Origin of the sequence: Massilia eburnea (genome assembly GCF_050709955.1) — a bacterium.
GTDB lineage: Bacteria > Pseudomonadota > Gammaproteobacteria > Burkholderiales > Burkholderiaceae_D > Rugamonas > Rugamonas eburnea_A.
On record NZ_JBNZFX010000001.1, the window covers coordinates 77,706 to 101,412 of the forward strand.

The window sequence follows — 23,707 nt, forward strand, 5'->3', positions numbered from 1 at the left end:
TATGACTTACAACCCAAGCGACAAGCAAAAAGGCGCCGACAAGACCTCCCGCATCCCGATCAAGATCATCCCGATCGAACAGGCTGAACGCCTGAAGAAGCCGGACTGGATCCGCGTCAAAGCCGCATCGGCTTCGACCCGTTTCTACGAGATCAAGGACATCCTGCGCGAGAACAAGCTGGTGACCGTATGCGAAGAAGCGAGCTGCCCGAATATCGGCGAATGCTTCGGCAAGGGTACTGCTACCTTCATGATCATGGGTGACAAGTGCACCCGCCGCTGCCCGTTCTGCGACGTGGGCCATGGCCGTCCCGACCCGCTGGACGTGAACGAACCGCAAAACCTGGCCAACACCATCGCCAAGCTGCGCCTGTCCTACGTGGTGATCACCTCGGTGGACCGCGACGACTTGCGCGACGGCGGCGCCGCGCACTTCGTCGAGTGCATCACCAAGACCAAGGAACTGTCGCCGAAGACCCAGGTTGAAGTGCTGGTGCCAGACTTCCGCGGCCGCCTGGAAAAGGCATTGGACATCTTCGCCGACGGCCTGCCGGACGTGATGAACCACAATCTGGAAACCGTGCCTCGCCTGTACAAGGAAGCCCGCCCAGGCGCCGACTACCAGCACTCGCTGACCTTGCTGAAAGACTTCAAGGCACGCTACCCACACGTCAAGACCAAGTCCGGCCTGATGGTTGGCCTGGGCGAGACCGACGAAGAGATCCTGGAAGTGATGCGCGACATGCGCGCGCACGACATCGACATGCTGACCATCGGCCAGTACCTGGCGCCGTCCAACAGCCACCTGCCGGTGCGCCGTTACGTGCACCCGGACGTGTTCAAGATGTTCGAGGAAAAAGCCTACGAAATGGGCTTCGCCCACGCCGCAGTTGGCGCCATGGTGCGTTCGTCCTATCACGCTGACGAGCAGGCGCATAACGTACTGGAACAGGCCTGAGCCAAATCAGCCATTCTGAAGTAGTATATTGCCGACCTAACAAGAATAGGAGGCAGGAATGGCTGAGCATAAATGGCACGAGGAATTCGAAGCACTGCGCAAGATCGTTCTCTCCACGCACCTGACCGAGGAGACGAAATGGGGTTGCGCGTGCTTTACCTACAATGATCAGAACATCGTCCTGATCCACGGCTTCAAGGAATACTGCGCGCTTTTGTTGTTCAAGGGTTCCCTGATGCAGGACCCGGAAAACATCCTGGTGCAGCAGACCGCCAACGTGCAGGCCGGGCGCCAGCTCCGCTTCACCAGCCTGGCCGACATCAAGCGGCAGGCAAAAATCATCAAGTCCTACGTTGAAGAAGCCATCGAGCTTGAAAAGTCCGGCGCCAAGGTCGAATTCAAGGACACCAGCGACTTCCCGATGGCCGACGAATTCCTGCAAAAGCTCGACGAGCATCCTGCGCTCGCCGAAGCCTTCTACGCCCTGACCCCGGGCCGCCAACGCGGCTACCTGCTGCACTTCTCCTCCGCCAAGCAAGCCAGGACGCGCGAATCTCGTGTCGAGAAATGCATGCCGCAGATCCTGGCCGGAAAAGGCCTGGACGACTGAAGCTTGCGCAGGGATAGGCCGTCGCCCGGACGCCAGGATTTCAAAGCCGGCACGCACGCTGGCCAGGGCAGTCGGACTGCCTTGCGCTTCAATGCGTGGTGCGCTTGCCGTAGCAGAGGGTGTAGAGCTGGGTGCGCAGGTCGCTGAATTCTTCGTCGAGCTGAAGATCGCTGATTGAGCCGGCGCCGCCGAAATAGTGCAGGATCTCGCCCTTCGCAGCCGAACAATCGAAGGCGCTCAAGGTGCGTGCGCGGTGCAGCAGGCGGGCCCAATCATCCTGGTGGCCCTGTGCCAGCTTTACTTCCATGCGCTGCACGATGTCAGACAGTTGCTCTCGTTCGTTCATGGGAAATTCTCCGTAAAATTAATCGGTTGAATCCACCTTTTGAGCTTCTGGTCATGCCTGCAGACCGGGCCCTTGTGGGGCAGGTCGCGCATGCGTAAGCATACCCGGTTTCCCGCTGATATGATTCTTTATCTGTAAACGGAGACTACCCCGATGAAATTCGACCTCGAAAAACTCAATCAACTTACTCACAACAACCTGACCGGCCACCTGGGCGTTCGCGTCACCGGCGCTTCCGAAGGCGAATTGCAGGCGGAAATCGACATCGTCCAGCACCACCTGGCGCCGAATGGTTACCTGCACGCCGGCACGGTCGTCACCCTGGCCGATACGGCCTGCGGCTTTGGCTGCATCGCCAACCTGCCGGAAGGCGCCCAGAATTTCACCACGATTGAGTTGAAGTCGAACCATCTCGGCACTGCGCGCGAAGGCACGATCACCGTCGCCGCCCGCATGGTGCACGGCGGCCGTACGACGCAAGTGTGGGACGCGACGGTGACCAACAAAGCGACCGGCAAGGCTATCGCCCTGTTCCGCTGCACGCAAATGATCCTCTACCCCAAAGGCTAATATGCGAAAACTCCTTGGTGCTGGCTTGCTGATGGCCGCCTCGGCGGCATATGCGCAGGACGATAGCCTCTATCGCGGGCTTGGCGGCGATGCGGGGATCAAACGCATCGTCGGCACGATGTTCGAGATCGTGCTGGCCGATGATCGCATCAAGGAGACTTTCGACGGCTTCGACATCCCGCAAACCAAGGCGCGGCTGGCCGACCAGTTCTGCGAATTGTCCGGCGGCCCATGCAAGTTTACGGGCCATGGCAAGAACCGCGACATGAAGACCGCGCATGAAGATCTGAAGCTCAACGACAAGCATTTCAACGCGTTGACGGAAGACCTGCAAATCGCGATGGAGCGCAACAATGTACCAGCCAGCGTGTCGAACCGGCTGGTCGCCAAGCTGGCGCCCATGCACCGCGATATCGTGACCGCCGGCGGCGGCGCGCCGGAAGCAAAGCCGGACCACGGCAAATTCATCGCCACCGGCGGCGCCAGCATGGTGGAAGGCAGCGCTGGCGGCGGCATCGTGCCGTGGGCAATGATTACCGGCTACGGCACGCGCGATAGCTGGGGCGCCAGCGCTTTCGTCACACACCTCGCCACACAAGACTACAAGCTGCTCAGCTATGGGGCAGCCGTCGGCATTGGCGACCGCGTTGAAGTCTCGCTGGCACGCCAGGATTTCAAAGGGGAGCTGGCCCCGCTCGACCAGCTGCGCATCAAACAGGATATTTTCGGCGTCAAGCTGCGCATGGCAGGCGACGCTGTCTACCAGCAGGATAGCTGGCTGCCGCAAATCGCCATCGGGCTGCAGTACAAGAAGAACAAAGGTGTTGGTGGCCTCGGCGCACTCGGTGTCAGCAGCGTCAGGCAGCTGGGCGCCAAGTCCGAGCGCGGCACGGATTTCTACATCAGCGCCACAAAGATCCTGTTTGAACAAAGCCTGCTGGTGAACGGCACCCTGCGCAGCACACGCGCCAACCAGATGGGGCTATTGGGATTCGGCGGCGACAAGGAAAGCAGCCGCAAGATCATGCCCGAGCTGTCCATCGGCTACCTGCTGACGCGCAAGCTGGTGCTTGGCGCGGAATACCGCCGCAAACCGCACAATCTCAGTGTGGATAACGAGAAAGCCTACAAGGACATCTTCCTGGCATGGCTGCCGAACCGCCAGTTCTCGCTGACTGCGGCGTATGCGGACCTGGGAACGATCACGGTCTTCAACCCGAAGACCCAGCGCGGCGCTTACGTGTCCGCGCAGGTGGCCTTCTAGGCGATCAGCCCTTCAGGGCTTTTTCGAGCAGTGCGTGGAGGGCCGGGAATTCTGGCTTGCCCACGTAGCGCTTGATGATGTTGCCGTCCTTGTCGATGACGAAGGTGGTCGGCGTCATGGAGACGTCGCCATAGGCCTTGGCCGCATCGCCGGTCACGTCCAGCGCCACCTTGAATGGCAGCTGGCGCGTCTCGGTGAAGTTGACCACGTAGTTGGGCGCGTCGTACTTCATCGCCACGGCGATGAATTCCAGGCCCTGGCTCTTGTACTTGTTGTACGTTTCGACCATTTCCGGCATCTCGGCCACGCAGGTGGTGCACGAGGTGGCCCAGAAATTGACCATCACGACCTTGCCCTTCAGGCTTTCGGGCGTGATCTTTTCCCCTTTGATGCCGAGGAAGGTGACCGCAGGGGCGGATTGGTGCTTGTTCAGCGACTGGTACGACGTGAAGCCGATGCCGGCGATGACGGCAAGCGCAATCGCCGGTTTAACCCACGCCCTGGAGCCCGTACTCATGACGATTCTTTAGCCTTGCGAAGCCTGCTGGGACGGCTGGTACTGCTTGACGTCCTCATCGGTGATGTATTCGAGTACCTTGACGACCTTGGTCACGCCGGCGACGCCGCGCGCGATATCCGCAGCTTGCGCGCCTTCACGCTGGGTCACACGGCCCATCAGGAACACGGCACCCTTCTCGGTCACGACCTTGAAGGAGTTGGCCGAGATATCCTTGGCATCGGCCAGGCTCAGTTTCACTTTGGAGGTGATCAGCGCATCGTTCGAACGCGAGGTGTAGCTGGAGGAGAAGCCCACTTCCAGCTCATTGTTCACGTTCAGCACGCCGTCGATGGCGCGCACTTCACGTTCCACCTTGGCCTTGGTCTCGTCGTCCGGCACTTCGCCGGTCAGCAGCACGCGGCGGTTAAAGCTGTTCACGTTGACGTGCGAGCTCTTGCCGGCGATGTTAGGCATCTTTACTTCGGCCTTCACAACGATCGACTTGTCCTCGGTTTGCGCGCCCAGGGTGCGGCGATCCGATGCAGCCAGGGTACCTGCAACCGCGCCGCCGACCAGGATCGGGGCGCAGGCGGACAGGGTGGTGCTCGCCAGGACCGCGGCCATCACGGCCAGCGAAAGTGGGCGGGCTTTATTCATTTACATCTCCTCCGAACAGGGCGACGTCGATGCCGTCGCAAATGCAATGGATGGTCACCAGGTGGACTTCCTGGATACGGGCGGTACGCTCTGCCGGCACGCAAATATGCACGTCAGCGTCGGTCAGCATCTTGCCGATCGCGCCGCCGCCTTTGCCGGTGAGTGCCACTACGCGCATCTCGCGCTCCAGCGCCGCCTCGATTGCGGCCATCACGTTGGCCGAATTGCCCGAAGTGGAAATCGCCAGCAGGATGTCGCCGGCCTGGCCGAATGCCTGCACCTGCTTGGAGAAAATCTCGCGGTAGCTGTAGTCGTTGGCCACAGCGGTCAGGATGGAGGTGTCGGTTGCCAGCGAAATGGCCGGCAGCGGGAAGCGTTCACGCTCGAAACGGCCGACCAGCTCCGCGGCGAAGTGCTGGGCGTCAGCCGCCGAGCCACCGTTGCCGCAAGCCAGGATCTTGTTGCCGTTCGAGAGGGCAGAGAACATCAGTTCCACCGCTTGCGCGATAGGCTGCGCCAGGACGGTTGCGGACTGGATCTTGATTTCAGCACTTTCGTGGAAGTGCGAGAGGATGCGTTGATTGTTCATAGTGTGCGTAATTATAGTGCAGTGGCTTGGCGGGCCTCACAAGCGCTGTTAAAAATGCTTACATTTGATCAATGATAGCGCTGCGCAGCCAACTTATGTGCTCGCCGTCGATGGCCACCACATCGATACGGCATGGTGGCATTTTGACAAAACGCAGCAGGTAAAACTTGGCGGCCCGCAGCACGCGGCGCTGCTTGGCGGGGGAAATACTGGCGGCAGCGCCGCCAAAGCGGGGATTGTTGCGTTCCCGGACCTCGACGAACACCAGATGATCGCCATCGCGCATCACCAGGTCCAGCTCCCCCGTCTTGCACAGGAAATTGCGCTCGACCAGGGTTAGCCCCTGCTGCTGCAGGTAGGCCAGGGCCCGGTCTTCGCCGCCCCGGCCGATCTCCTGGAGTTCGGTGCGAGGCATGCCATGTCCTTATTGGGTGACCGGCACCGGTACGCCGTTGCGGTACTCGGCCGGCACTTCGACCCGCTCGAACCAGGATGGCCCGTTGCCGAAATCGATGGTCAACTGGCCGGTTACCCCATCGAGCTGGAAGCGGCGCTGCGGCTGGATGGCGATTTCACGGGCGATGCGGAAGGCGTCGACGCCCAGCGCATAGACCCGCTCCATATCGGCGCTGATACGCGCTTCATCGCGCGGAATCGGCTGCGGGTAGGCCATCACCGCCGGATGGTCGCGCTGCACCAGCCATGGCAGGTCGAGCAGGCGCACGCCGTCCAGCTCCGGGCCGGCGCGGTACATGCTGCGGCCGGGGTTCAGGGACGAGGTGCCATACAGCGGGATATCGCCCAGCGGCGGGGCCGACAGCGCGATCTTGAGCTGGCGGACCTGGTCCGGGTCCAGCGCCGCGAACAACACGCCGGCGGGATCGCTTTGCAGGCGGCCGCGCAGGGCCACCAGCTCCGAATCCTGCAGGTAGCCGTTGAGCGGCGTCAGGTCAACGCTGCGCGGACGCAGGCCGAGTCGCTGCAATTGCGCCATCATGGCGCCGGCAATGCGCCTCTGCCAGGACGAATTGCCGGAAATGACCAGCGCCTTGGCCGACGGGTTTTCGCGCGCACCCCAATCGGCCACCTGGCGCGCCTCATCCTCGATCGACAGGCCGATCACCAGCAACTGCGGCGGAATCTGCGGGTCGCCGCGCAGCTCGGGGTGGTTCAGCGCGATGGTCGGCTTTTCCACCAGCGGGCTGGCAGCAATGGCGGTGACAGCGGAGCGGGCCAGCGGGCCGACCACCATATCGTTCTTTTCCTGCGCGGTGACATAGGCGGCCAGCACTTCCTGCGGCGAATCGCCGGTTTCCACCACATTGATGGCAAAGCCATGGCTGTCGCGCTCCAGCGCCGCCATGAAGCCGGCGCGCAAGGCATCGGCAGCACGGCCCAACGCTTCAGAACGCAGCGGCAGCAGCAGCGCAATGCGGAAAGCCTGCTTGCCGTCAGCATTCTCCGCCGGCTGCGGAACCACCTGCATGATGCCTGGCGGCCGCGCCACCTCTTCCGGCGACGGCACCGCAAAGGTTTCGACCACGGCTTCCGGCTCTGGCGGCGGGGCCGGAGGTTTCGGCCGCGGCGCCTTGGCAACGGCTGGCGGAGCACTTGTCACCGAAGTGATTGGCGCGCACAATCCCCCGGGCGCATCGCACGGAGTGCTACAAGCACTGACCGACATGGCCGCGGCAACGCCAAGTATCAGTCTTTTGATATTTTTAAACAGCATCCATCCCCCAATGACAGCACAAGTATCCAGTCCTCTCGCCAGTTTACCAATCCTGGGCGAGACCGCCCACCAAAATTATCCTACGGCAACTTTGTACGTGGTGGCGACGCCAATAGGCAATGTAACTGACATTAGCCTGCGTGCTTTGCATGTGTTGTCGCTGGTTGACGCGGTGGCCTGTGAAGATACGCGCAACACCGCCCAGCTGATGAACCGCTTTGGCCTGCACAAGCCCTTGATCGCGGCCCATATGCACAACGAGCGCGCAGCGGCCGAAGGCCTGATCGCCCGGTTGCAGGCCGGCGAACGGATTGCCCTGGTGTCGGATGCCGGCACGCCCGCGGTCTCCGACCCCGGTGCACGGATTGTGGACGCCGTGCGGGCGGCCGGCTTGCGCGTGATGCCCCTGCCGGGCGCCTCGGCCGCCGTGGCGGCGCTGTCGGCCAGCGGCCTGGTGAACGACCAGTTCCACTTTGTTGGTTTTTTGCCATCGAAGGTGAAACAGCGCGAGACGGTATTGCAAGACTTGGTGCCCGCGCCAGCCACATTGGTGTTCTACGAAGCCCCGCACCGTATTGTCGAGTGCGCCCAGGCGCTGGCCGATGTCTTCGGCGCCCAGCGCCAGGTTGTATTTGCCCGCGAGGTGACCAAGCTGTTCGAGCAGATCCACCGCTGCCCGCTGGGTGAAGCCGTGGCCTGGCTGAAGTCCGACGCCAACCACGAAAAAGGCGAATTCGTGGTCCTGGTCGAAGGTGCCCCACCAGCCGACGCAGGCCAGGATGCCGAAACCGACCGCATCCTGCAAATCCTGCTGGCCGAGTTGCCAGTAAAACAATCCGCCGCCCTCGCCGCCCAGATCACCGGCAAGAAAAAGAACGCCCTCTACGACCGCGCCCTCGAGCTCAAGCAGTAAATGTCCACCTTGGGGTCAGGAACAGAAGTGGACATTTACCATTTGCAGCCGCTGTCTTTCTTGTCCATCATCAGGTAGAGCGGGGCCAGCAGGCCGCCGGGGATGCCGTCTTTGCAGTTGGGGCGTGCGGCGTTCTGGATTTGCCGGGCCAGTTTTTCGTCGCGGGTTTCGCGCAATTTGGGCTGGGAGTTGTCCAGCTCACCGGCAATGTCGCGGGCGGCGATTTTCGCGGCGTCGCGATCGAAGCGCGGTGCCGGCCCCGGCTCTGCGGGCGGCAAGACCAGCGTGGATTCACGGGCCGCTTGAACGGCCAGTTCCGACTCCCTTTTAGAAGCATTCTTGCGCGGCTCTGCGTATCGCGGCTGGCGGCGCGGCTCGGCAATCGCACTGCGCTCTGGCTTGCGCTCGGCTTGCGGTTCAGGCTCAGGCTGCGGCGCGACTATTCTCACTTCCACCGTCGTCAACCAGGTACGCGAATCGGCCGCATTGCGCGGCTCGGGCAGCCGCACCAACCACACCGCGGCCACGTGCAGTAGTAAAGAAATAACGATACCGGCTGCAATACGCCATCGCGGCGTTCGATAAGGCATCCAAATTCTCCGACTTTTAAATTGGGGGTTGACGACCCCCTGCCCAGCTTGTATTATCTTGCTTCTTCGGAGTGTAGCGCAGCCCGGTAGCGCATCTGCTTTGGGAGCAGAGGGTCCAAGGTTCGAATCCTTGTACTCCGACCAAGTTTCAGAAAAAAGACCTGCATTCGTGCAGGTCTTTTTTTTTCTGCATTAGGATCAGAGCCATGTTCACCTGCCCTTGCTGCGGATATGCCACCTTCGCCGGCGCCCCCGGCTCACTTGCCACGTGCCCTGTCTGCGACTGGCACGACGACCTGCCGCAACTCTACTCCCCCTTCCTCGCGAGCGGCGCAAACCTGCACAGCCTGGCTCAAGCCCAAGTGCGCCATGTGCAGTTCGGTGGCGCGCAAGTTGGCGCTGGACAAGTACGCGACCCGCATTGGTTCCCGCTGTGGCAACAGAAGGCAGACCTTCCTGACAGCGAGCCGCTGCCCGGCGCTACCACTTACGATTTGTATTATTGGCTGCGTACACCGCGTTCCTCAGTCCCCGAGCAACCGGTCGGTTTGCGCCGCGTCCGCAACCGCATCATCGAATACCTGGAGCTGGCCAGCTCCTTCGACGCGCAGCGGCAATTGCAGGCCTCCGCGCCGGCCATGTCAGCCGCCGACGAAGTCCTGAATCAATGGGAAGATTGGGTAACGCCGGACTGGAAACAGCATTTCACTGAACCAGTCTTCTCGGCGGAAGAGCGCAACGGCATCGCACAGTTTGCGCGGGTCTGGAGCGAAATCTCGGACGGCGCGCCGCATCCCCTGCCGCACCTGGATACGCTGTTCGCAACGCCCAACTGGCAATCACTGCAGCGCGCAGCGGCCACCCTGCTGGCAGTTTTTCTGCAGCGCGGCCGCTCCGACGAGAACTGACTAGCCGGCGCGCTTGGCGGCAATCGCATTGCCCGCGCGGCTGGCGCCCTTGCGGCCCAGGAAATTCGAAATGAACTGGCCCGCGTCGACTACCTGGTCCAGGTCCACGCCGGTTTCGATGCCGAGGCCATTCATCATGTAGATCACGTCTTCGGTAGCGACGTTGCCGGTAGCGCCTTTGGCATAAGGGCAGCCGCCCAGGCCCGATACGGAAGAATGGAAGATCTCGATCCCCAGCTCCATCGAGGCATAGATGTTGGCCAGCGCCTGGCCGTAGGTATCGTGGAAGTGGCCGGCCAGCGAATTGGCGCGGAATTCCTTGATCGCGCGTTCCATCACCGCCTGCGTCTTGCGCGGGGTCGACACGCCGATGGTGTCGGCAATATCGATCTCGTCGCAACCCAGGTCGCGCATGCGGCCCACGACGTAAGCCACGGAATCCAGCGGCACGTCGCCCTGGTAAGGACAGCCGAACGCGGTGCTGACCGACGCGCGCAGACGCAGGCCAGCATCTTTGGCAGCTTTGGCAACCGGCACAAAGCGTTCGATCGATTCCGCGATCGAGCAATTAATGTTCTTCTGCGAGAAAGCCTCCGATGCGGCGCCAAAGATCACCACTTCATTGGCACCCGCAGCCAGCGCGGCCTCAAAGCCCTGCATATTCGGCGTCAGCGCGGAATAGATCACACCCGGCTTGCGGGTAATGCCGGCCATGACTTCCTTGGAAGTGGCCATCTGCGGCACCCATTTCGGCGATACGAAAGACGCCGCTTCGATATTCGGGAAGCCGGCGTCCGCCAGGCGGTTCACCAACTCGATCTTCACATCGGCCGGGACATCACCCTTTTCATTCTGCAGGCCGTCGCGCGGGCCCACTTCAACAATCTTGACCTTCTTTGGCAAACTCATTTTCAGTATCCCTTTGTGCGATTGATTACGTCGGCGATGTCTTCGCCGCGCGCATGCTGGCGCATCTTGCCGACCATCTGCTCAACGCTTTCGCGGCGCAGCGTCAGGGCGGAAATATGCGGCGTGATCGTGATTCGCGGCTCTTGCCAGAACGGATGCTGCGCCGGCAGTGGTTCATTGCGGAACACATCCAGCGTGGCTCCGGCAATCTGGCCGGATTTGATCAGTGGCAGCAGGTCGGGCTCGGAAATATGCGCGCCCCGCCCAACGTTGATGATGTAAGCGCCTTGCGGCATCTTCATCATGTTCGTGCGGTTGAGGATGTGGACGGTTTCTTCGGTCAACGGCAGCATGCACACCACCACACGCGACGATCCGAGGAATCCGCCCAGCCCATCCTCGCCGTGGAAGGACTCAACCCCTGCCAATGACTTCGGCGAACGGCTCCAGGCACGCAGCGGAAAGCCGAAAGGCTTGAGCGCTTCGATCACATGCGAGCCAAGCGCGCCCACGCCCATCACGCCGACTGAAAAATCGGCCTTGTCGCGCGCTTCCAGTTGCAGCCAGGCCCCGGCACGTGCCTGCGACTCGTATTCATCGAGGCGGCGGAAATAACGCAGCACGGCATGCGTGACGTATTCCGCCATCTGGATGCCCATGCCCGCATCATTCAAGCGCACGATCGGGATATGCGGGGGAATCGCGTGCGAATACTTCATGATCGCATCGGCTCCCGCGCCGGTCAGGAAAATCGCCTTGACACGCGCCAGCTCGGCCAGCATAGCCTGCGGCGGCGTCCACAGAACGGCATAGTCGCAGGGCGGCAGGTCGGCGCCTTCGCGCCATACCACCAGCTCCGCTTCCGGCATGAAGTCGGCGAAATCCTTGATCCAGGGCGCGGTATTGCCATCCGCGCGATACAGCAGGATGCGCATTCCGCTTCTCCTTAAGCGGCGGTCTTGAAGGCCAGCAGCGGCGCGCCGTCTGCCACCTGGTCGCCCACCACGTACAGGATTTCTTCGACCACGCCGTCATGCGGCGCGGAGATGGTGTGCTCCATCTTCATCGCTTCCATGATCACCAGCGCGTCGCCCTTCTTCACTTCCTGGCCTTTTTCGGCCAGCACCGCAACAACCTTGCCCGGCATCGGCGCGGTCAGGCGGCCGCCTTCGGCTTCGGACTCGCCGGCGTGCGCCATCGGGTCGTTATAGTCCAGCACATAATGGCCACCGCCGGTGAACACGTGGAATGCATCGCCGTCGCGGCGCACAGTACCATGCACCGAGGTTTCGCCCAGCTTGATGCTCAGGTCCACGCCGTCTTGCCTGAACAGCGACAGGTCGACTTCCAGGCCCTTGATCTCGAACTGCCAGCCGTGCGGCAGGTAGGTCAGCATCGGGGTGTACTGCTTGCCATGCTCGTCGCTGAAGGCCAGCTTGCGCGCATAGTTGAAGTTCATGCGCCAGCCCAGGGCCTGGCCCCAGGGATCGCCCTTGTTGGCGCCGGATTGCGCGGCCGACTTGTCCTTCTCTTCCTCGATCAGCGAGACAGCGGCCAATGCCACGGCTGCCAGCGGGATCGAGCGCGCCGGCGGGAACAGCGCGTCATGATGTCGTTCAATCAGTCCGGTATCCAGGTCCGCGTTGGCGAAGGCGTCGCCTTCCACCAGGCGTTTCAGGAAGGCGATATTGGTCGCCAGACCCACGATCTGGTATTGCGACAGCGCTTGCGCCATGCGGGCCAGCGCCTGCTTGCGGTCTGCGCCCCATACGATCAGCTTTGCGATCATCGGGTCGTAGAACGGGGAAATCGCGTCGTTCGCGCGCACGCCGGAATCGATACGTACGGCCGACGGATGGCCAGGCACGCCGCCCAGCTCGAAATTCACCGATGCCGGCGTTTCCAGGTGGCGCAGGGTGCCGATCGACGGCAGGAAGCCCTTTTCCGGATTCTCGGCGTAGATACGCGCTTCGATCGAGTGGCCGTGAATGGCCAGCTCTTCCTGCTTCTTCGGCAGGGTTTCGCCGGCGGCGACGCGGATCTGCCATTCCACCAGGTCGGTGCCGGTGATCATCTCGGTCACCGGGTGTTCCACCTGCAGGCGGGTGTTCATCTCCATGAAGTAGAAGCTGCCGTCCTGGTTGGCGATGAACTCCACCGTACCGGCGCCGACGTAGCCTACGGCGCGTGCCGCGGCAACGGCGGCTTCGCCCATTGCGGCGCGGCGCTCGGCGCTCATGCCCGGAGCCGGCGCTTCTTCCAGCACTTTCTGGTGACGGCGCTGCACGGAGCAGTCACGTTCGAACAGGTAGATGCAGTTGCCGTGCGTGTCGGCGAATACCTGGATTTCGATGTGGCGCGGGCGCTGCAGGTATTTCTCCGCCAGCACCTTGTCGTCGCCGAAAGAGCTGATCGCCTCGCGTTTGCAGGATGCCAGGGCATCATTGAACGCTTCGGAGGATTCGACCACGCGCATGCCCTTGCCGCCGCCGCCGGCGGAAGCCTTCAGCAGCACAGGGTAGCCGATGCGGTCGGCTTGTTCTTGCAGGAAGCCTGCGTCCTGATTGTCACCGTGGTAGCCCGGCACCAGTGGCACATTGGCCTTCTCCATCAGCTGTTTGGCAGCCGATTTCGAACCCATGGCGCGCATCGCGGAAGCAGGCGGTCCAATGAAGGCCAGACCTACTTCGGCGCAGGCGTCCGCGAATTCGGCGTTCTCGGACAGGAAGCCGTAGCCCGGGTGGATCGCTTCCGCGCTGGTGGCCAGTGCCACGGCGATCAGCTTGTCGCCGCACAGGTAGGATTCCTTGGCGGCGGCCGGGCCGATGTTCACCGCTTCGTCGCACACGGCGACGTGCTTGGCATTCGCGTCCGCATCCGAATACACGGCCACGGTCTTGATGCCTAGGCGGCGAGCGGTTGCAGCGACGCGGCAAGCGATCTCGCCACGGTTGGCAATCAGGATTTTTTTGAACATGTCTCTCTCTACTCTTTTTTGAATTTTCTTCTTAGCAGCCGCAGGCTTCTTTTTGTACGGAGTCCAGCACGGCGCCGCGGGTCTGCAGGCCCAGTTTGGCCAGCAGCGCGCGGTCGTCGTTGGCTTCCGGGTTGTCGGTGGTCAGCAGCTTGTCGCCATAGAAGATTGAGTTGGCGCCAGCCATGAAGCACATTGCCTGCACGGCTTCGCCCAGTTCGCGGCGGCCGGCGGAGAGACGCACGCGCGCTTTCGGCATGGTGATGCGGGCGATGGCGATGGTGCGCACGAATTCCAGAGGGTCCAGCTTGTCCAGGCCGTGCAGCGGGGTGCCTTCCACTTGCACCAGGTGGTTGACCGGTACCGATTCAGGGTAAGGATTCAGGTTGGCCAGCTGGGCGATCAGGCCGGCGCGCTGTTCGCGCGTTTCGCCCATGCCCACGATACCGCCGCAGCAGACCTTCAGGCCGGCGCTGCGCACATGGCCCAGGGTGTCCAGGCGGTCCTGGTACTGGCGGGTGGAGATCACGTTGTCGTAGAAGTCCGGCGAGGTGTCCAGGTTGTGATTGTAGTAATCCAGGCCCGCATCCTTCAGGCGCTGCGCCTGTTCGGCTTCCAGCATGCCCAGCGTGGCGCAGGTTTCCAGGCCCATGGCCTTCACTTCACGCACCATGGTTTCGACTTTGTCCATGTCGCGCTCTTTCGGGCTGCGCCAGGCAGCACCCATGCAGAAGCGGGTCGCGCCGTTGTCTTTCGCCTGTTTTGCGGCGTCCAGCACGGTGTCCAGGTCCAGGATCTTCTTCGCTTCCACCCCGGTGTCATAGCGCGCGGCTTGCGGGCAGTAGCCGCAATCCTCTTCGCAGCCACCGGTCTTGATCGAGAGCAGGGTCGCCAGCTCGACGTCGCCGTCCGGCCAGTTGGCGCGGTGGGCTTCCTGGGCGCGGAACATCAAATCGTTGAATGGCAGCTCGTACAGGGCCATCACGTCTTCCAGGGGCCAGGTGGCGGCTTCCGGCAGCTTGATTGCGGCAGTTGGACGGTGCAGTTGGACGGCTTTAGGTTCTTGCAGGGACATGTTCTTCCTCTCTTACGTGGTGCGGCGGCCCGGCCAGTTCGGCAGGGACGTGAAGTTCAGGTATTCGGCAGCGGCGGCGGCAGTCGGTTTTGCCAGTCGCGGGATGCGGCCGAGCAGCGGCGCGGGAATGCGCGCTGACAGTGCGGCGATATTCTCGTCCGCGAAGTTCATTTCAAATTCCAGCGTGTTGGCAACCCAACCCACCAGCTTCAGGCCGCGGGCCTGGATCGCTTCCACGGTCAGCAGCGCGTGGTTGATGCAGCCCAGGCGCAGGCCCACCACCAGAACCACCGGCAGCGCAAGCTGCTCGGCCAGGTCGGCGGTGTCGAAATCATCGGTTAGCGGCACGCGGAAACCGCCTACGCCTTCCACCACGATGGCATCGGTAGCGGCAGCGATTTCGATGTAGGCTGCCAGGATAGGCACCGGGTCGATCGCGATGCCTTCCAGCGCTGCGGCGATATGCGGCGCCGCCGGCTCTTTCAGCATGTACGGAGTGGTCAGCGACTGCGGCAAGTGCACGTTGCCCGCGTCGACCAGCTGGTCCGCATCGTCGTTGTGCAACTGGCCGTTCCGCATCACCGCACCGGCGGCGACCGGTTTCATGCCGCAGGAGCGGGCGCCATTCCGCACCAGCGAGTACAGCATGGCGGAAGACGTGAGCGTCTTGCCGATTTCGGTGTCGGTGCCCGCAACAAAGCAGGCGAAGCGCGGCGGCAGGCCATCGGCAGCAGCGGCAGCTTGGGGCTCAGGAGCGATGACAGGGTCTTCGAGCGCCATATCAGGTCCTTTCAAGTTCGTTAATAGCGTCGACCAGGCGGCGCACGTCGTCGGCCGTGTGGCCTGCGGACAGCGTGACGCGCAGGCGCGCGCTACCGGCCGGCACGGTCGGTGGGCGGATGCCGCCTACCCAGATGCCCTGTTCGTACAGCGCGGTGGACAGCCGCATGGTTTCATCGTTCTCGCCAATGATGATTGGCTGGATCGCCGTCTTTGAGGGCAGCAGTTGCCAGCGCGTCAGGCGCAGGCTGTCCTGCAATTGTGCCACCAGCGATTGCAGGTGCGCGCGGCGCTCGCGGCCTTCTTCGCCGCAGATGATGTCCAGGCTGGCCTGCAACGCGTGCGCCAGCGCCGGCGGAGCGGCAGTGGTAAAGATATACGGACGGGCGCGCTGGATCAGCGTTTCCACCACGGTGCGGTGCGCCGCCACAAAGGCGCCGCCCACGCCGGCAGCCTTGCCCAGCGTGCCGACATAAACCAGGTATGGCGAGCGCATGGCGAAGTGCTCCAGCGCGCCGCGCCCGTTCTCGCCCAGCGTGCCGAAGCCGTGGGCGTCGTCCACCACCAGCCAGGCATTGTGCTGTTCGCACAGGGCCAGCAATGCAGGCAGGTCGGCCAGGTCGCCATCCATGCTGAACACGGCGTCGGTCACCACGATCTTGTTGCTTGCGCTGCTGGCAGCCAGCAATTCGGCGAGTGCAGCGACATTGGCGTGCTGGTAGACGGACAGTTTGGTGCGCGCCAGGCGGGCACCATCGATCAGGGAGGCGTGATTGAGCGCTTCGCTGAATATCTCGGTGTCCTTGTCGCCCATGGACAGGCCGGTGAGAACGGCAAGGTTGGCCATATAGCCAGTGCAGAAGTACAGTGCCTGCGCATCGACCAGGTGCGGCGACAGGAATTCGGCCAGGCGCTGCTCCAGCAGCGTATGCGCGCGGCTATGGCCGCTGATCAGGTGCGAGGCGCCGCTGCCGGTACCGTACAGTTCCACGCCCTGCTGCATTGCTTCCGCCAGGCGCGGATGCGCGGCCAGGCCAAGATAATCGTTGCTGCAGAAGGCCAGCAATTCGCGGCCATCCACCATCACACGCGGCGCGCAGGCCGTTTCCACCGAGCGGCGCTTGCGGATCAGGTTCTTGTCATCCAGCGCTTGCAGTTGCCGGTCGAGTTTTGCGAGTAGTTCCATGCTCAGCCCACCCGGGTTTTCTCAAAGACCGACAGCGTGCGCGCGGCGAGGCCGTCGATTTCCTCGTCGCTGAGGATATACGGCGGCATCAGGTACACGGTATTGCCGATCGGGCGCAGCAGCAGTTCCTGCCTGGTGCCCTCGGTGAAGAAGCGCCGCGAAAAGCCCGGCGTGGCGCCGACGGCATCGAAGGCCCAGATCATGCCGCGGTTGCGGAAGTTCTCGGTGTGCTCGTGCTCGGCCAGCGGCGCCAGTGCCTCGGTCAGTTTGCGCGAGCGCGCCTTGTTCGCTTCCAGCACGTGGTCTTCGGCGAAGATGTCCAGCGTGGCCAGAGCAGCGCGGCAGGCCAGCGGATTGCCGGTGTACGAGTGCGAGTGCAGGAAGCCGCGCGTGACGTCGGCATCGTAGAAGGCCTGGTAGATCTCGTCGCGCGACAGCACGATGGACAGCGGCAGGTAACCGCCGCTGATACCCTTCGACAGGCACAGGAAGTCCGGCCAGATGCCGGCCTGTTCGCAGGCGAAGAAAGTGCCGGTGCGGCCGCAGCCGACGGCGATTTCGTCCAGGATCAGGTGCACACCGTGCTGGTCGCACAGCTCGCGCACCAGTTTCAGGTACAGCGGATCATGCATCGCCATGCCGGTGGCGCATTGCACCAGCGGCTCGATGATGATGGCGGCGATCTTGCCGGCGCGCTCAGTGAACATGCGTTCGACGTCGGCAGCGGCGCGGCGTGCCACGTCGGCGGCCGTCTCGCCCTCGACCGCCTGGCGCGCATCCGGCGACATCACGGTCTGCGTGGCGCGCAGCAGCGGGCCGTAGGCATCCTTGAACAGCGCCACATCGGTCACCGCCAATGCACCGATGGTTTCGCCGTGGTAGCTGCCCTTCAGGCAGACGAATTCCTGCTTGTCGCCCTGGCCCAAATTGCGCCAGGAATGGAAGCTCATTTTCAACGCGATCTCGACCGCCGACGCGCCATCCGAGGCGTAGAAGGCGTGGCCCAGCTGATGCTGGGTCAGCGCCGCCAGGCGTTCGCTGAGCTGGATCACCGGCTCGTGGGTGAAGCCGGCCAGCATCGCATGCTCCAGCATGTCCAACTGCTCGCGCAGCGCCGCGTTGATGCGCGGGTTGGCATGGCCGAACAGGTTCACCCACCAGGAGCTGATCGCATCCAGGTAGCGGTTGCCTTGGTGGTCATACAGCCACACGCCGCGGCCATGGCTGACGGGAATCAGCGGTACCGTTTCGTGGTGCTGCATCTGGGTGCACGGGTGCCAGACAGACTTCAGGCTACGTGCGACCCAATCGCTTTGTTGGTTTGCTTCCAAAAACTGCTCCGTTCAATTCAGCCAGCCCGGCTTGCGCTTCTCCAGGAAGGAGGTCACGCCTTCGCGACCCTGCTCGGAAGCGCGGATGTGCGCGATGCGGGCGGCGGTATCGGCCAGCAGCGCATCGTTCACCGGCTTGCCGGCGATGTCGCGTACCAGCACTTTGGCTTCCTTCACTGCGTTCGGGCTGTTGGTCACCAGCGCCTTCAGCACTTCCGCCATCTTGGCGTCCAGTGCGTCGGCGGCGACCAGTTCGTGCACCATGCCGATGCGGTGTGCTTCGGCGGCGCTGAAACGTTCGGCGGTAAGGAAATAGCGGCGCGAAGCCTGCTCACCCATCGCCTTGATCACATACGGCGAAATGGTCGCGGGGATCAAACCCAGTTTCACTTCGCTCAGGCAGAAATTCGCTTCCGGCACGGCGACGATGATGTCGCAGGCGGAGACGAGACCCATGCCGCCCGCATAGCAATCGCCATGCACGCGCGCCACGGTCGGTTTCGGGCACAGGTAGATAGTGCGCAGCATTTGCGCCAGCTGCATGGCGTCGGCCTCATTTTCCTCGTGGGTGTAATGGGCCATCTTCTTCATCCAGTTCAGGTCACCGCCGGCGCAGAAGGCCGGGCCGTTCCCGGCCAGCACAATGGCACGCACGTTTTCGTTGCGGCCCAGCTCCGAGAAGGCGCGCGCCAGGTCGTTGATCGAATGCTCGTTGAAGGCATTGCGAACGTCCGGACGGTTCAGGGTGACTGTTGCGATGTTGCCGTTGATGACGACAGTCAAAGTTTCAAAATTGGCCAAATGAGTCATCGTCATCTCCTTACATGCGGAACACGCCGAACTTGGTGTCCGGGATCGGCGCGTTGAGCGCGGCGGACAGGCCCAGGCCCAGCACCATGCGGGTGTCGGCTGGATCGATCACGCCATCGTCCCACAGGCGCGCGGAGGCGTAGTAAGGGTGACCCTGCACTTCGTACTGTTCCTTGATCGGCTGCTTGAAGGCCGCTTCTTCCTCGGCGCTCCAGCTGCCGCCCTTGCCTTCGATGCCGTCGCGTTTCACGGTGGCCAGAACGCCGGCCGCCTGTTCGCCGCCCATCACGGAGATGCGTGCGTTAGGCCACATCCACAACATGCGCGGCGAGTAGGCGCGGCCGCACATGCCGTAGTTGCCGGCGCCGAAAGAGCCGCCGATGATCACGGTGAATTTCGGCACGGAGGCGGTAGCAACAGCGGTCACCATCTTGGCGCCGTTGCGGGCGATGCCTTCGTTCTCATACTTGCGGCCGACCATGAAGCCGGTGATGTTCTGCAGGAAGACCAGCGGGATCTTGCGCTGGCAGCACAGCTCGATGAAGTGCGTGCCCTTCAGCGCCGACTCGGAGAACAGGATGCCGTTGTTGGCGATGATGCCGACCTTCATGCCGTAGATGTGGGCGAAACCGCACACCAGGGTGGTGCCGTAGCGCGCCTTGAATTCATCGAATTCGGAACCGTCGACGATGCGCGCGATCACTTCGCGGATATCGAAAGGCTTGCGGGTATCGACCGGAATCACGCCGTACAGTTCTTCCGGCGCGTACTTCGGCTCCACCGCTTCGCGCAGCACGCCTTGCTGCGGCTTCTGGCGGTTCAGGTTGGAGACGATGGTGCGGGCCATCGACAGCGCATGCATATCATCCTGCGCCAGGTGGTCGGCCACGCCGGACAGGCGGGTGTGCACATCGCCGCCGCCCAGGTCTTCAGCGGAAACCACTTCGCCGGTCGCCGCCTTCACCAGCGGGGGACCGCCCAGGAAGATGGTGCCCTGTTCCTTCACGATGATCGATTCATCCGACATGGCAGGCACGTAAGCGCCGCCGGCGGTGCAGGAACCCATCACCACCGCGATCTGCGGAATGCCCTTGGCCGACATATTGGCCTGGTTGAAGAAGATGCGGCCGAAATGGTCGCGGTCCGGGAACACGTCGTCCTGGTTCGGCAGGTTGGCGCCGCCCGAGTCCACCAGGTAAATGCAGGGCAGGTTGTTCTGTTCCGCGATCTCCTGCGCGCGCAGGTGCTTCTTCACCGTCATCGGGTAGTAGGTGCCGCCCTTCACGGTGGCGTCGTTACACACGATCACGCATTCCTGGCCGTTGACGCGGCCGATGCCGGTAATCACGCCCGCTGCGGGAGCGGCGTTGTCGTACATATCGAAAGCCGCCAGTTGCGAGAACTCGAGGAAGGGCGTGCCGGGATCGAGCAGCATCTGGACTCGGTCGCGTGGCAGCAGCTTGCCGCGCGCCACATGCTTGGCGCTGGCCGCCTCGCCGCCGCCTTGGGCCGCTTTCGCAACCTTGGCGCGCAGGTCGTCGACCAGGGCTTGCATGGCGTTGGCGTTGGCTTTGAAGTCCTCGCTACGCGGATTGAGTTTGCTTTCGATATGCGGCATTGTCTCGTCCTCTTCTCTTATTCTGGAAATTCGCCGTCGACGTAAAACCAGCGCAAGCCACCTTCGCCCGGTTCGCGCAGGAAGCGGCTCAGCTCATGCAGGCGCTGGCCACGGCCATTCACGCGCAGGCGGGCGACGAACTCGACAAAATCCTCGTTCGGCTGGGCTTCTGCTTTACGTTGACGTAAACGTAAAGCAGATTTTACCTCAAGTCCCAGCCATTGGAGCTTTTCGTCCTGCTGAATAATTGGTTCGGTCGGACGGGTGCTTTCATGCCAAGTCGACAACAAATACGGCTCGTTCTGCAGCGTATAGGCGGAATAACGGGAGCGCATCAGCTGCTCCGCCGACTCAGGCAGGGCTTTCCCTTCGATAAAGGGGCGGCAGCAAGTCTCAAAAGAAGGACCGCCGCATGGGCAGCCGACAGGGGTCTTGGATTTGGACATCCCGCCATTATCCGCCATATCGCCAGCGGGCGTGACTTCCGAAGGCCAAGCGCGGTAATACCGCCATATAGGCCGTGTCGCTATAATTGCCAAAATGAAAATCTCAGCATCCTTATTCACGCTGTCGCTCGCGTTCGCAATGACGCCAGCCTTTGCCTGCCAGCCGCCACGCGACATGCCCAGCGACCCGGTAGCGGCGCGAGCTTACTGGGAGCGTGCCCAGACCCAGTGGGAAAAAAGCGTGGTCGCTCGCGCTCCGACACTGGTCGTTGCAAGGACATCTGAAATACCTGGGAGCCCGCCGGCCGAACCAAGCACTGGTGTGACGGTGCGGGTCGCACCCATCAAGCTGCTGCGGGGCTCTTTCGAAAAGAATGAGGTTGGCGGCATGTCCAATCATTTTTGCGACGATTTCAAAGTATGGGTTTCGCACGACAGGCCTTACCTTCTCGCGATGAATCAGGGCGCGATCCTGCTGGCCGTGCCTTTGGAAAAAGGTGACGAGCAAGCAGGCGTGCGAGACTTCTTCAAGCGCATTGGTGAATCCAATCCCTGGGAATAAGCGGATCCAGCAGCGGCAAGTCGCGATACTCGCGCGTCGCCAATCTTTACGCCTGGCCCGGTTGACGCAGCAGGGCTCTGGATAATCAGGTACTTAGACGCAGGTACAGTTGATGCATCGTCTAGCTTGATGTTTTCGCCAACCCGACGCGGAGCGCAAAATGAAAGCTAATGCCTTGTTCAAGACTTGTCTGCTGGCCTGCTCTGTCCTGGCGGGGAACCAGGCGCTTGCAGATCCAGTTACATCGGGACAGTCGCCTTACACCGTCAACAGTATCGATTTCAGCTACATGAACTACAGCCAGCCGCCGGCTTCCTATTTCAATCGCAGGCCTCCGCCTTTCAGGGGTTTGCCGCCGCCCTTGCCAGCCGCAGAGCCGGTCGCCAGCGCGCCGGGTCCGGGGACTGCAGCAGGGCAAGCCGGTCCACCCCCGCTCATCGAGGCGCCGATCCAGTCGCCAGTTGTGGCGGCAGTGCCCGAGCCGGGGTCGTTCGCTTTACTAGGGCTGGGCCTCGCCCTCCTCATCGGCTGCACAGTAAAGAAAGTCGACAGCGCAAGTGATAACATATCGGCATGAATGAAGTAAGCAAAAGCAAGTTCCTGAGCCTGGTCTTGCGTCACAAACCGGAAGAAATCGGGCTCGTACTGGACCAGAATGGATGGGCGGCGATTGACGAGTTGATCGCCCTAGCCAATGCCTGCGGGACGAATTTGAGCCGTGCCCAGATTGAATCCATCGTTGAGAACAGCGATAAGAAGCGCTTCGCGATCAGCGCGGATGGCACGAAAATCCGGGCCAACCAGGGTCACTCCGTTGATATCGCGCTCGGATTGTCACCCCAAATCCCGCCGGAGCGCCTGTATCACGGCACCGCCACGCGTTTTTTGGAGTCGATCCGCGAAAGCGGCCTGCATTCGGCCTCCCGCCAGCATGTGCACCTGTCATCCGACCTCGTAACCGCCGAAAAAGTCGGCAGCCGGCATGGAAAACCGGTGATCCTGACTGTGGAATCCGGCCAGATGGCACGCGACGGCCACCTGTTCTACCTGTCGGAAAATGGTGTCTGGCTGACTGAAGCCGTGCCGGAAAAATACCTGGCCTAGCGCTTATACGCGAGGCAATCGAGCTCAAACGGCGGCTCTTTGCCGCGCATCAGCGTGGCAAGCAAACTGGCGCTGCCGCAGGCGAAGGTGAAGCCGAGCGGGCCGTGGCCGACGTTCAGCCACAGGTTGGGGTAAGGGGTGGCACCGATGATCGGGGCACTGTTCGGTGTGGCAGGACGCAGGCCGGCCCAGGCTTCCGCTTTGTCGTAGTCGGCGGCGTGCGGCATTGATTCGCGCGCCAGGCGGGACAGGCTGGCGATGCGGCGGCGGTCGATCCGTGTGCTTTCGCCGACCATGTCGACCATCGCCGCAATACGCAATTCGTCACCGATGCGGGCATACAGCGTCTTGCGCTCAAAGTCTGTCACGCTGATATTGGGCGCCACATGTTCGCTGCGAATCGGCGCGGTCAGGCTGTAGCCTTTCAGCGGATACATGGGCAGGTCGAGATTGGCGGTGGCAGCCAGGTCGCGGCTCTGGATGCCGGCCGCCAGCACGTAGTGATCGGCCGACAGCCAGCCGGCGTCGGTCTCGATCGCCGTCACCTTGCCATGCTCGACGAAGATGGTGCGCGCCGCTGTGTGCATGCAGCGCTCGAAGCGCGGGTGGGCATAAATACGTTTTTCCAATGCCAGGCAGAAGGCATAGCAATCCGCCACCGCCTCGCCGGGATTGAAAATGCCGCCCGCCAGCCTGGGAGCCATCTGCGCCAGGGCTGGTTCGATGCGGGCCGTATCCCGGCCCCATAACACGGCACGGTTTTCGTCGTTATCGGGCTTGTCCAGCGCCGCCTTGAAGGCTTCTTCGCTGCGGTAGACCACCAGCTTGCCGGCGTTGCGCCAGTTGAATTCGGACAGCGGAAGTTTCAATTCCAACAACGTCAGCGACAGCCGGCTCAATTCGCCAAGCTGTAGCAGCTTGGCGGTCGTGCGCGCATTGGCCTCCGCCTTGCAGTTGGCCAGGAATTGCGCCATCCAGCGCCACTGGCGGTAATCGGCCTCGGGGCGGAAACGGAATGGGCCGTCGCGCTCGAACAGCCATTGCATGGCTTTTTTGGGCACGCCCTCGTCGGCCAGCGGGGAGACATAGCGATAGCTTAGCTGGCCGCCATTGCGATAGCTGGCGGCGCTGGCAACGGTGGGAAAGCGCTCGAGCAGGGTCACGCGGAAGCCTGCTTCCAGCAGCCACCACGCTGACGCCAGGCCGACTACGCCGCCGCCGATCACCACTACATGCCGTGCTCTCGCCATTCAGTCTCCGGATTTCACAGGTCACA

Annotated in this window: 27 protein-coding genes and 1 tRNA gene; 10 read left to right on the forward strand and 18 right to left on the reverse strand. The window is 62.4% G+C overall.

What is annotated here, in order from left to right; translation table 11 throughout:
- Position 1 precedes the first annotated feature (1 nt).
- Together lipA and ACQ4MM_RS00410 are read left to right on the forward strand one after the other, a co-directional pair.
- Entirely contained in the window at positions 2–958 is a 957-nt protein-coding gene (gene lipA, locus ACQ4MM_RS00405; protein ID WP_431475501.1) for a lipoyl synthase, read from the forward strand.
- Between the two features lie 58 nt (positions 959–1,016).
- Complete coding sequence (locus ACQ4MM_RS00410) at positions 1,017–1,568, forward strand: YdeI/OmpD-associated family protein (RefSeq protein ID WP_431475502.1); 552 nt, start codon at positions 1,017–1,019, stop codon at positions 1,566–1,568.
- Positions 1,569–1,656: 88 nt separating this feature from the next.
- Here ACQ4MM_RS00410 and ACQ4MM_RS00415 read toward each other — a convergent pair whose 3' ends face one another.
- Entirely contained in the window at positions 1,657–1,914 is a 258-nt protein-coding gene (locus tag ACQ4MM_RS00415) for a DUF6966 domain-containing protein (protein WP_431475503.1), read from the reverse strand.
- Positions 1,915–2,067: 153 nt separating this feature from the next.
- Between ACQ4MM_RS00415 and ACQ4MM_RS00420 the strand changes: the two genes are divergently transcribed.
- Together ACQ4MM_RS00420 and ACQ4MM_RS00425 are read left to right on the forward strand one after the other, a co-directional pair.
- Positions 2,068–2,484: a PaaI family thioesterase gene (locus tag ACQ4MM_RS00420; protein WP_431475504.1), complete on the forward strand. Its 417-nt coding sequence runs from the start codon at positions 2,068–2,070 to the stop codon at positions 2,482–2,484.
- 1 nt (position 2,485) lies between these two features.
- Positions 2,486–3,748 carry a DUF3034 family protein gene (locus tag ACQ4MM_RS00425; protein WP_431475505.1) on the forward strand — a complete coding sequence of 421 codons (1,263 nt, stop codon included), beginning with the start codon at positions 2,486–2,488 and terminating at the stop codon, positions 3,746–3,748.
- Positions 3,749–3,752: 4 nt separating this feature from the next.
- On the opposite strand, the gene ACQ4MM_RS00430 is transcribed toward ACQ4MM_RS00425, so the two are convergent.
- From ACQ4MM_RS00430 to ACQ4MM_RS00450, 5 genes are read right to left on the reverse strand one after another with little or no spacing between them, the layout of a single operon-like run.
- Positions 3,753–4,265 carry a TlpA disulfide reductase family protein gene (locus tag ACQ4MM_RS00430; RefSeq protein ID WP_431475506.1) on the reverse strand — a complete coding sequence of 171 codons (513 nt, stop codon included), beginning with the start codon at positions 4,263–4,265 and terminating at the stop codon, positions 3,753–3,755.
- A gap of 9 nt (positions 4,266–4,274) precedes the next feature.
- The gene (locus ACQ4MM_RS00435) at positions 4,275–4,904 is read right to left on the reverse strand and encodes a BON domain-containing protein (protein ID WP_431475507.1); all 630 of its coding nucleotides are present in this window, start codon (positions 4,902–4,904) and stop codon (positions 4,275–4,277) included.
- Positions 4,897–5,493 (reverse strand): phosphoheptose isomerase, encoded by a 597-nt coding sequence (locus tag ACQ4MM_RS00440; protein ID WP_431475508.1) that lies wholly within the window; start codon positions 5,491–5,493, stop codon positions 4,897–4,899. The genes ACQ4MM_RS00435 and ACQ4MM_RS00440 overlap by 8 nt, the downstream gene beginning before the upstream one ends.
- A gap of 58 nt (positions 5,494–5,551) precedes the next feature.
- Positions 5,552–5,908 carry a YraN family protein gene (locus tag ACQ4MM_RS00445; protein WP_431475509.1) on the reverse strand — a complete coding sequence of 119 codons (357 nt, stop codon included), beginning with the start codon at positions 5,906–5,908 and terminating at the stop codon, positions 5,552–5,554.
- Positions 5,909–5,917: 9 nt separating this feature from the next.
- A complete protein-coding gene (locus tag ACQ4MM_RS00450; protein ID WP_431475510.1) occupies positions 5,918–7,036 on the reverse strand; it encodes a penicillin-binding protein activator in 1,119 nt (372 codons plus the stop codon).
- 199 nt (positions 7,037–7,235) lie between these two features.
- On the opposite strand from ACQ4MM_RS00450, the gene rsmI reads away from it, so the two are divergent.
- On the forward strand, positions 7,236–8,138 hold the full coding sequence (gene rsmI / locus ACQ4MM_RS00455; protein WP_431475511.1) for a 16S rRNA (cytidine(1402)-2'-O)-methyltransferase: 903 nt from the start codon (positions 7,236–7,238) through the stop codon (positions 8,136–8,138).
- Positions 8,139–8,173: 35 nt separating this feature from the next.
- Here the strand turns inward: rsmI and ACQ4MM_RS00460 are convergent, their stop codons facing one another.
- Entirely contained in the window at positions 8,174–8,665 is a 492-nt protein-coding gene (locus ACQ4MM_RS00460; protein ID WP_431475512.1) for a hypothetical protein, read from the reverse strand.
- A 130-nt stretch (positions 8,666–8,795) separates the two neighbouring features.
- On the opposite strand from ACQ4MM_RS00460, the gene ACQ4MM_RS00465 reads away from it, so the two are divergent.
- Positions 8,796–8,872, forward strand: a tRNA-Pro gene (locus tag ACQ4MM_RS00465).
- Between the two features lie 62 nt (positions 8,873–8,934).
- Positions 8,935–9,636, forward strand: a complete 702-nt coding sequence (locus tag ACQ4MM_RS00470; RefSeq protein WP_431475513.1) for a CPCC family cysteine-rich protein — start codon at positions 8,935–8,937, stop codon at positions 9,634–9,636.
- Here the strand turns inward: ACQ4MM_RS00470 and ACQ4MM_RS00475 are convergent, their stop codons facing one another.
- Genes ACQ4MM_RS00475 through ACQ4MM_RS00520 form a run of 10 tightly spaced genes read right to left on the reverse strand, consistent with a single transcriptional unit; the run spans position 9,637 to position 20,765 of the window.
- Positions 9,637–10,545: a hydroxymethylglutaryl-CoA lyase gene (locus ACQ4MM_RS00475; protein ID WP_431475514.1), complete on the reverse strand. Its 909-nt coding sequence runs from the start codon at positions 10,543–10,545 to the stop codon at positions 9,637–9,639.
- A gap of 2 nt (positions 10,546–10,547) precedes the next feature.
- Positions 10,548–11,480, reverse strand: a complete 933-nt coding sequence (locus tag ACQ4MM_RS00480) for a 2-hydroxyacid dehydrogenase (RefSeq protein WP_431475515.1) — start codon at positions 11,478–11,480, stop codon at positions 10,548–10,550.
- 11 nt (positions 11,481–11,491) lie between these two features.
- Complete coding sequence (locus tag ACQ4MM_RS00485; RefSeq protein WP_431475516.1) at positions 11,492–13,522, reverse strand: acetyl/propionyl/methylcrotonyl-CoA carboxylase subunit alpha; 2,031 nt, start codon at positions 13,520–13,522, stop codon at positions 11,492–11,494.
- A gap of 31 nt (positions 13,523–13,553) precedes the next feature.
- Positions 13,554–14,594: a biotin synthase BioB gene (bioB, locus tag ACQ4MM_RS00490; RefSeq protein WP_431475517.1), complete on the reverse strand. Its 1,041-nt coding sequence runs from the start codon at positions 14,592–14,594 to the stop codon at positions 13,554–13,556.
- A 12-nt stretch (positions 14,595–14,606) separates the two neighbouring features.
- Complete coding sequence (bioD, locus tag ACQ4MM_RS00495; protein WP_431475518.1) at positions 14,607–15,374, reverse strand: dethiobiotin synthase; 768 nt, start codon at positions 15,372–15,374, stop codon at positions 14,607–14,609.
- Between the two features lies 1 nt (position 15,375).
- Entirely contained in the window at positions 15,376–16,560 is a 1,185-nt protein-coding gene (bioF, locus tag ACQ4MM_RS00500) for an 8-amino-7-oxononanoate synthase (protein ID WP_431475519.1), read from the reverse strand.
- 2 nt (positions 16,561–16,562) lie between these two features.
- On the reverse strand, positions 16,563–17,891 hold the full coding sequence (gene bioA / locus ACQ4MM_RS00505; protein WP_431475520.1) for an adenosylmethionine--8-amino-7-oxononanoate transaminase: 1,329 nt from the start codon (positions 17,889–17,891) through the stop codon (positions 16,563–16,565).
- 12 nt (positions 17,892–17,903) lie between these two features.
- Positions 17,904–18,692, reverse strand: a complete 789-nt coding sequence (locus ACQ4MM_RS00510; RefSeq protein ID WP_431475676.1) for an enoyl-CoA hydratase/isomerase family protein — start codon at positions 18,690–18,692, stop codon at positions 17,904–17,906.
- 19 nt (positions 18,693–18,711) lie between these two features.
- Complete coding sequence (locus ACQ4MM_RS00515; RefSeq protein ID WP_431475521.1) at positions 18,712–20,319, reverse strand: carboxyl transferase domain-containing protein; 1,608 nt, start codon at positions 20,317–20,319, stop codon at positions 18,712–18,714.
- A gap of 17 nt (positions 20,320–20,336) precedes the next feature.
- Positions 20,337–20,765 carry a YchJ family protein gene (locus ACQ4MM_RS00520; RefSeq protein ID WP_431475522.1) on the reverse strand — a complete coding sequence of 143 codons (429 nt, stop codon included), beginning with the start codon at positions 20,763–20,765 and terminating at the stop codon, positions 20,337–20,339.
- Positions 20,766–20,859: 94 nt separating this feature from the next.
- On the opposite strand from ACQ4MM_RS00520, the gene ACQ4MM_RS00525 reads away from it, so the two are divergent.
- From ACQ4MM_RS00525 to ACQ4MM_RS00535, 3 genes are all read left to right on the forward strand, one after another.
- Entirely contained in the window at positions 20,860–21,327 is a 468-nt protein-coding gene (locus ACQ4MM_RS00525; protein WP_431475523.1) for a hypothetical protein, read from the forward strand.
- Positions 21,328–21,616: 289 nt separating this feature from the next.
- Complete coding sequence (locus tag ACQ4MM_RS00530; RefSeq protein ID WP_431475677.1) at positions 21,617–21,904, forward strand: PEP-CTERM sorting domain-containing protein; 288 nt, start codon at positions 21,617–21,619, stop codon at positions 21,902–21,904.
- The gene (locus tag ACQ4MM_RS00535) at positions 21,901–22,431 is read left to right on the forward strand and encodes an RNA 2'-phosphotransferase (protein WP_431475524.1); all 531 of its coding nucleotides are present in this window, start codon (positions 21,901–21,903) and stop codon (positions 22,429–22,431) included. The genes ACQ4MM_RS00530 and ACQ4MM_RS00535 overlap by 4 nt, the downstream gene beginning before the upstream one ends.
- Here ACQ4MM_RS00535 and ACQ4MM_RS00540 read toward each other — a convergent pair.
- Positions 22,428–23,681 (reverse strand): D-amino acid dehydrogenase, encoded by a 1,254-nt coding sequence (locus ACQ4MM_RS00540; RefSeq protein WP_431475525.1) that lies wholly within the window; start codon positions 23,679–23,681, stop codon positions 22,428–22,430. The two genes, ACQ4MM_RS00535 and ACQ4MM_RS00540, sit on opposite strands and share 4 nt — an antisense overlap.
- Positions 23,682–23,707: the final 26 nt, after the last annotated feature.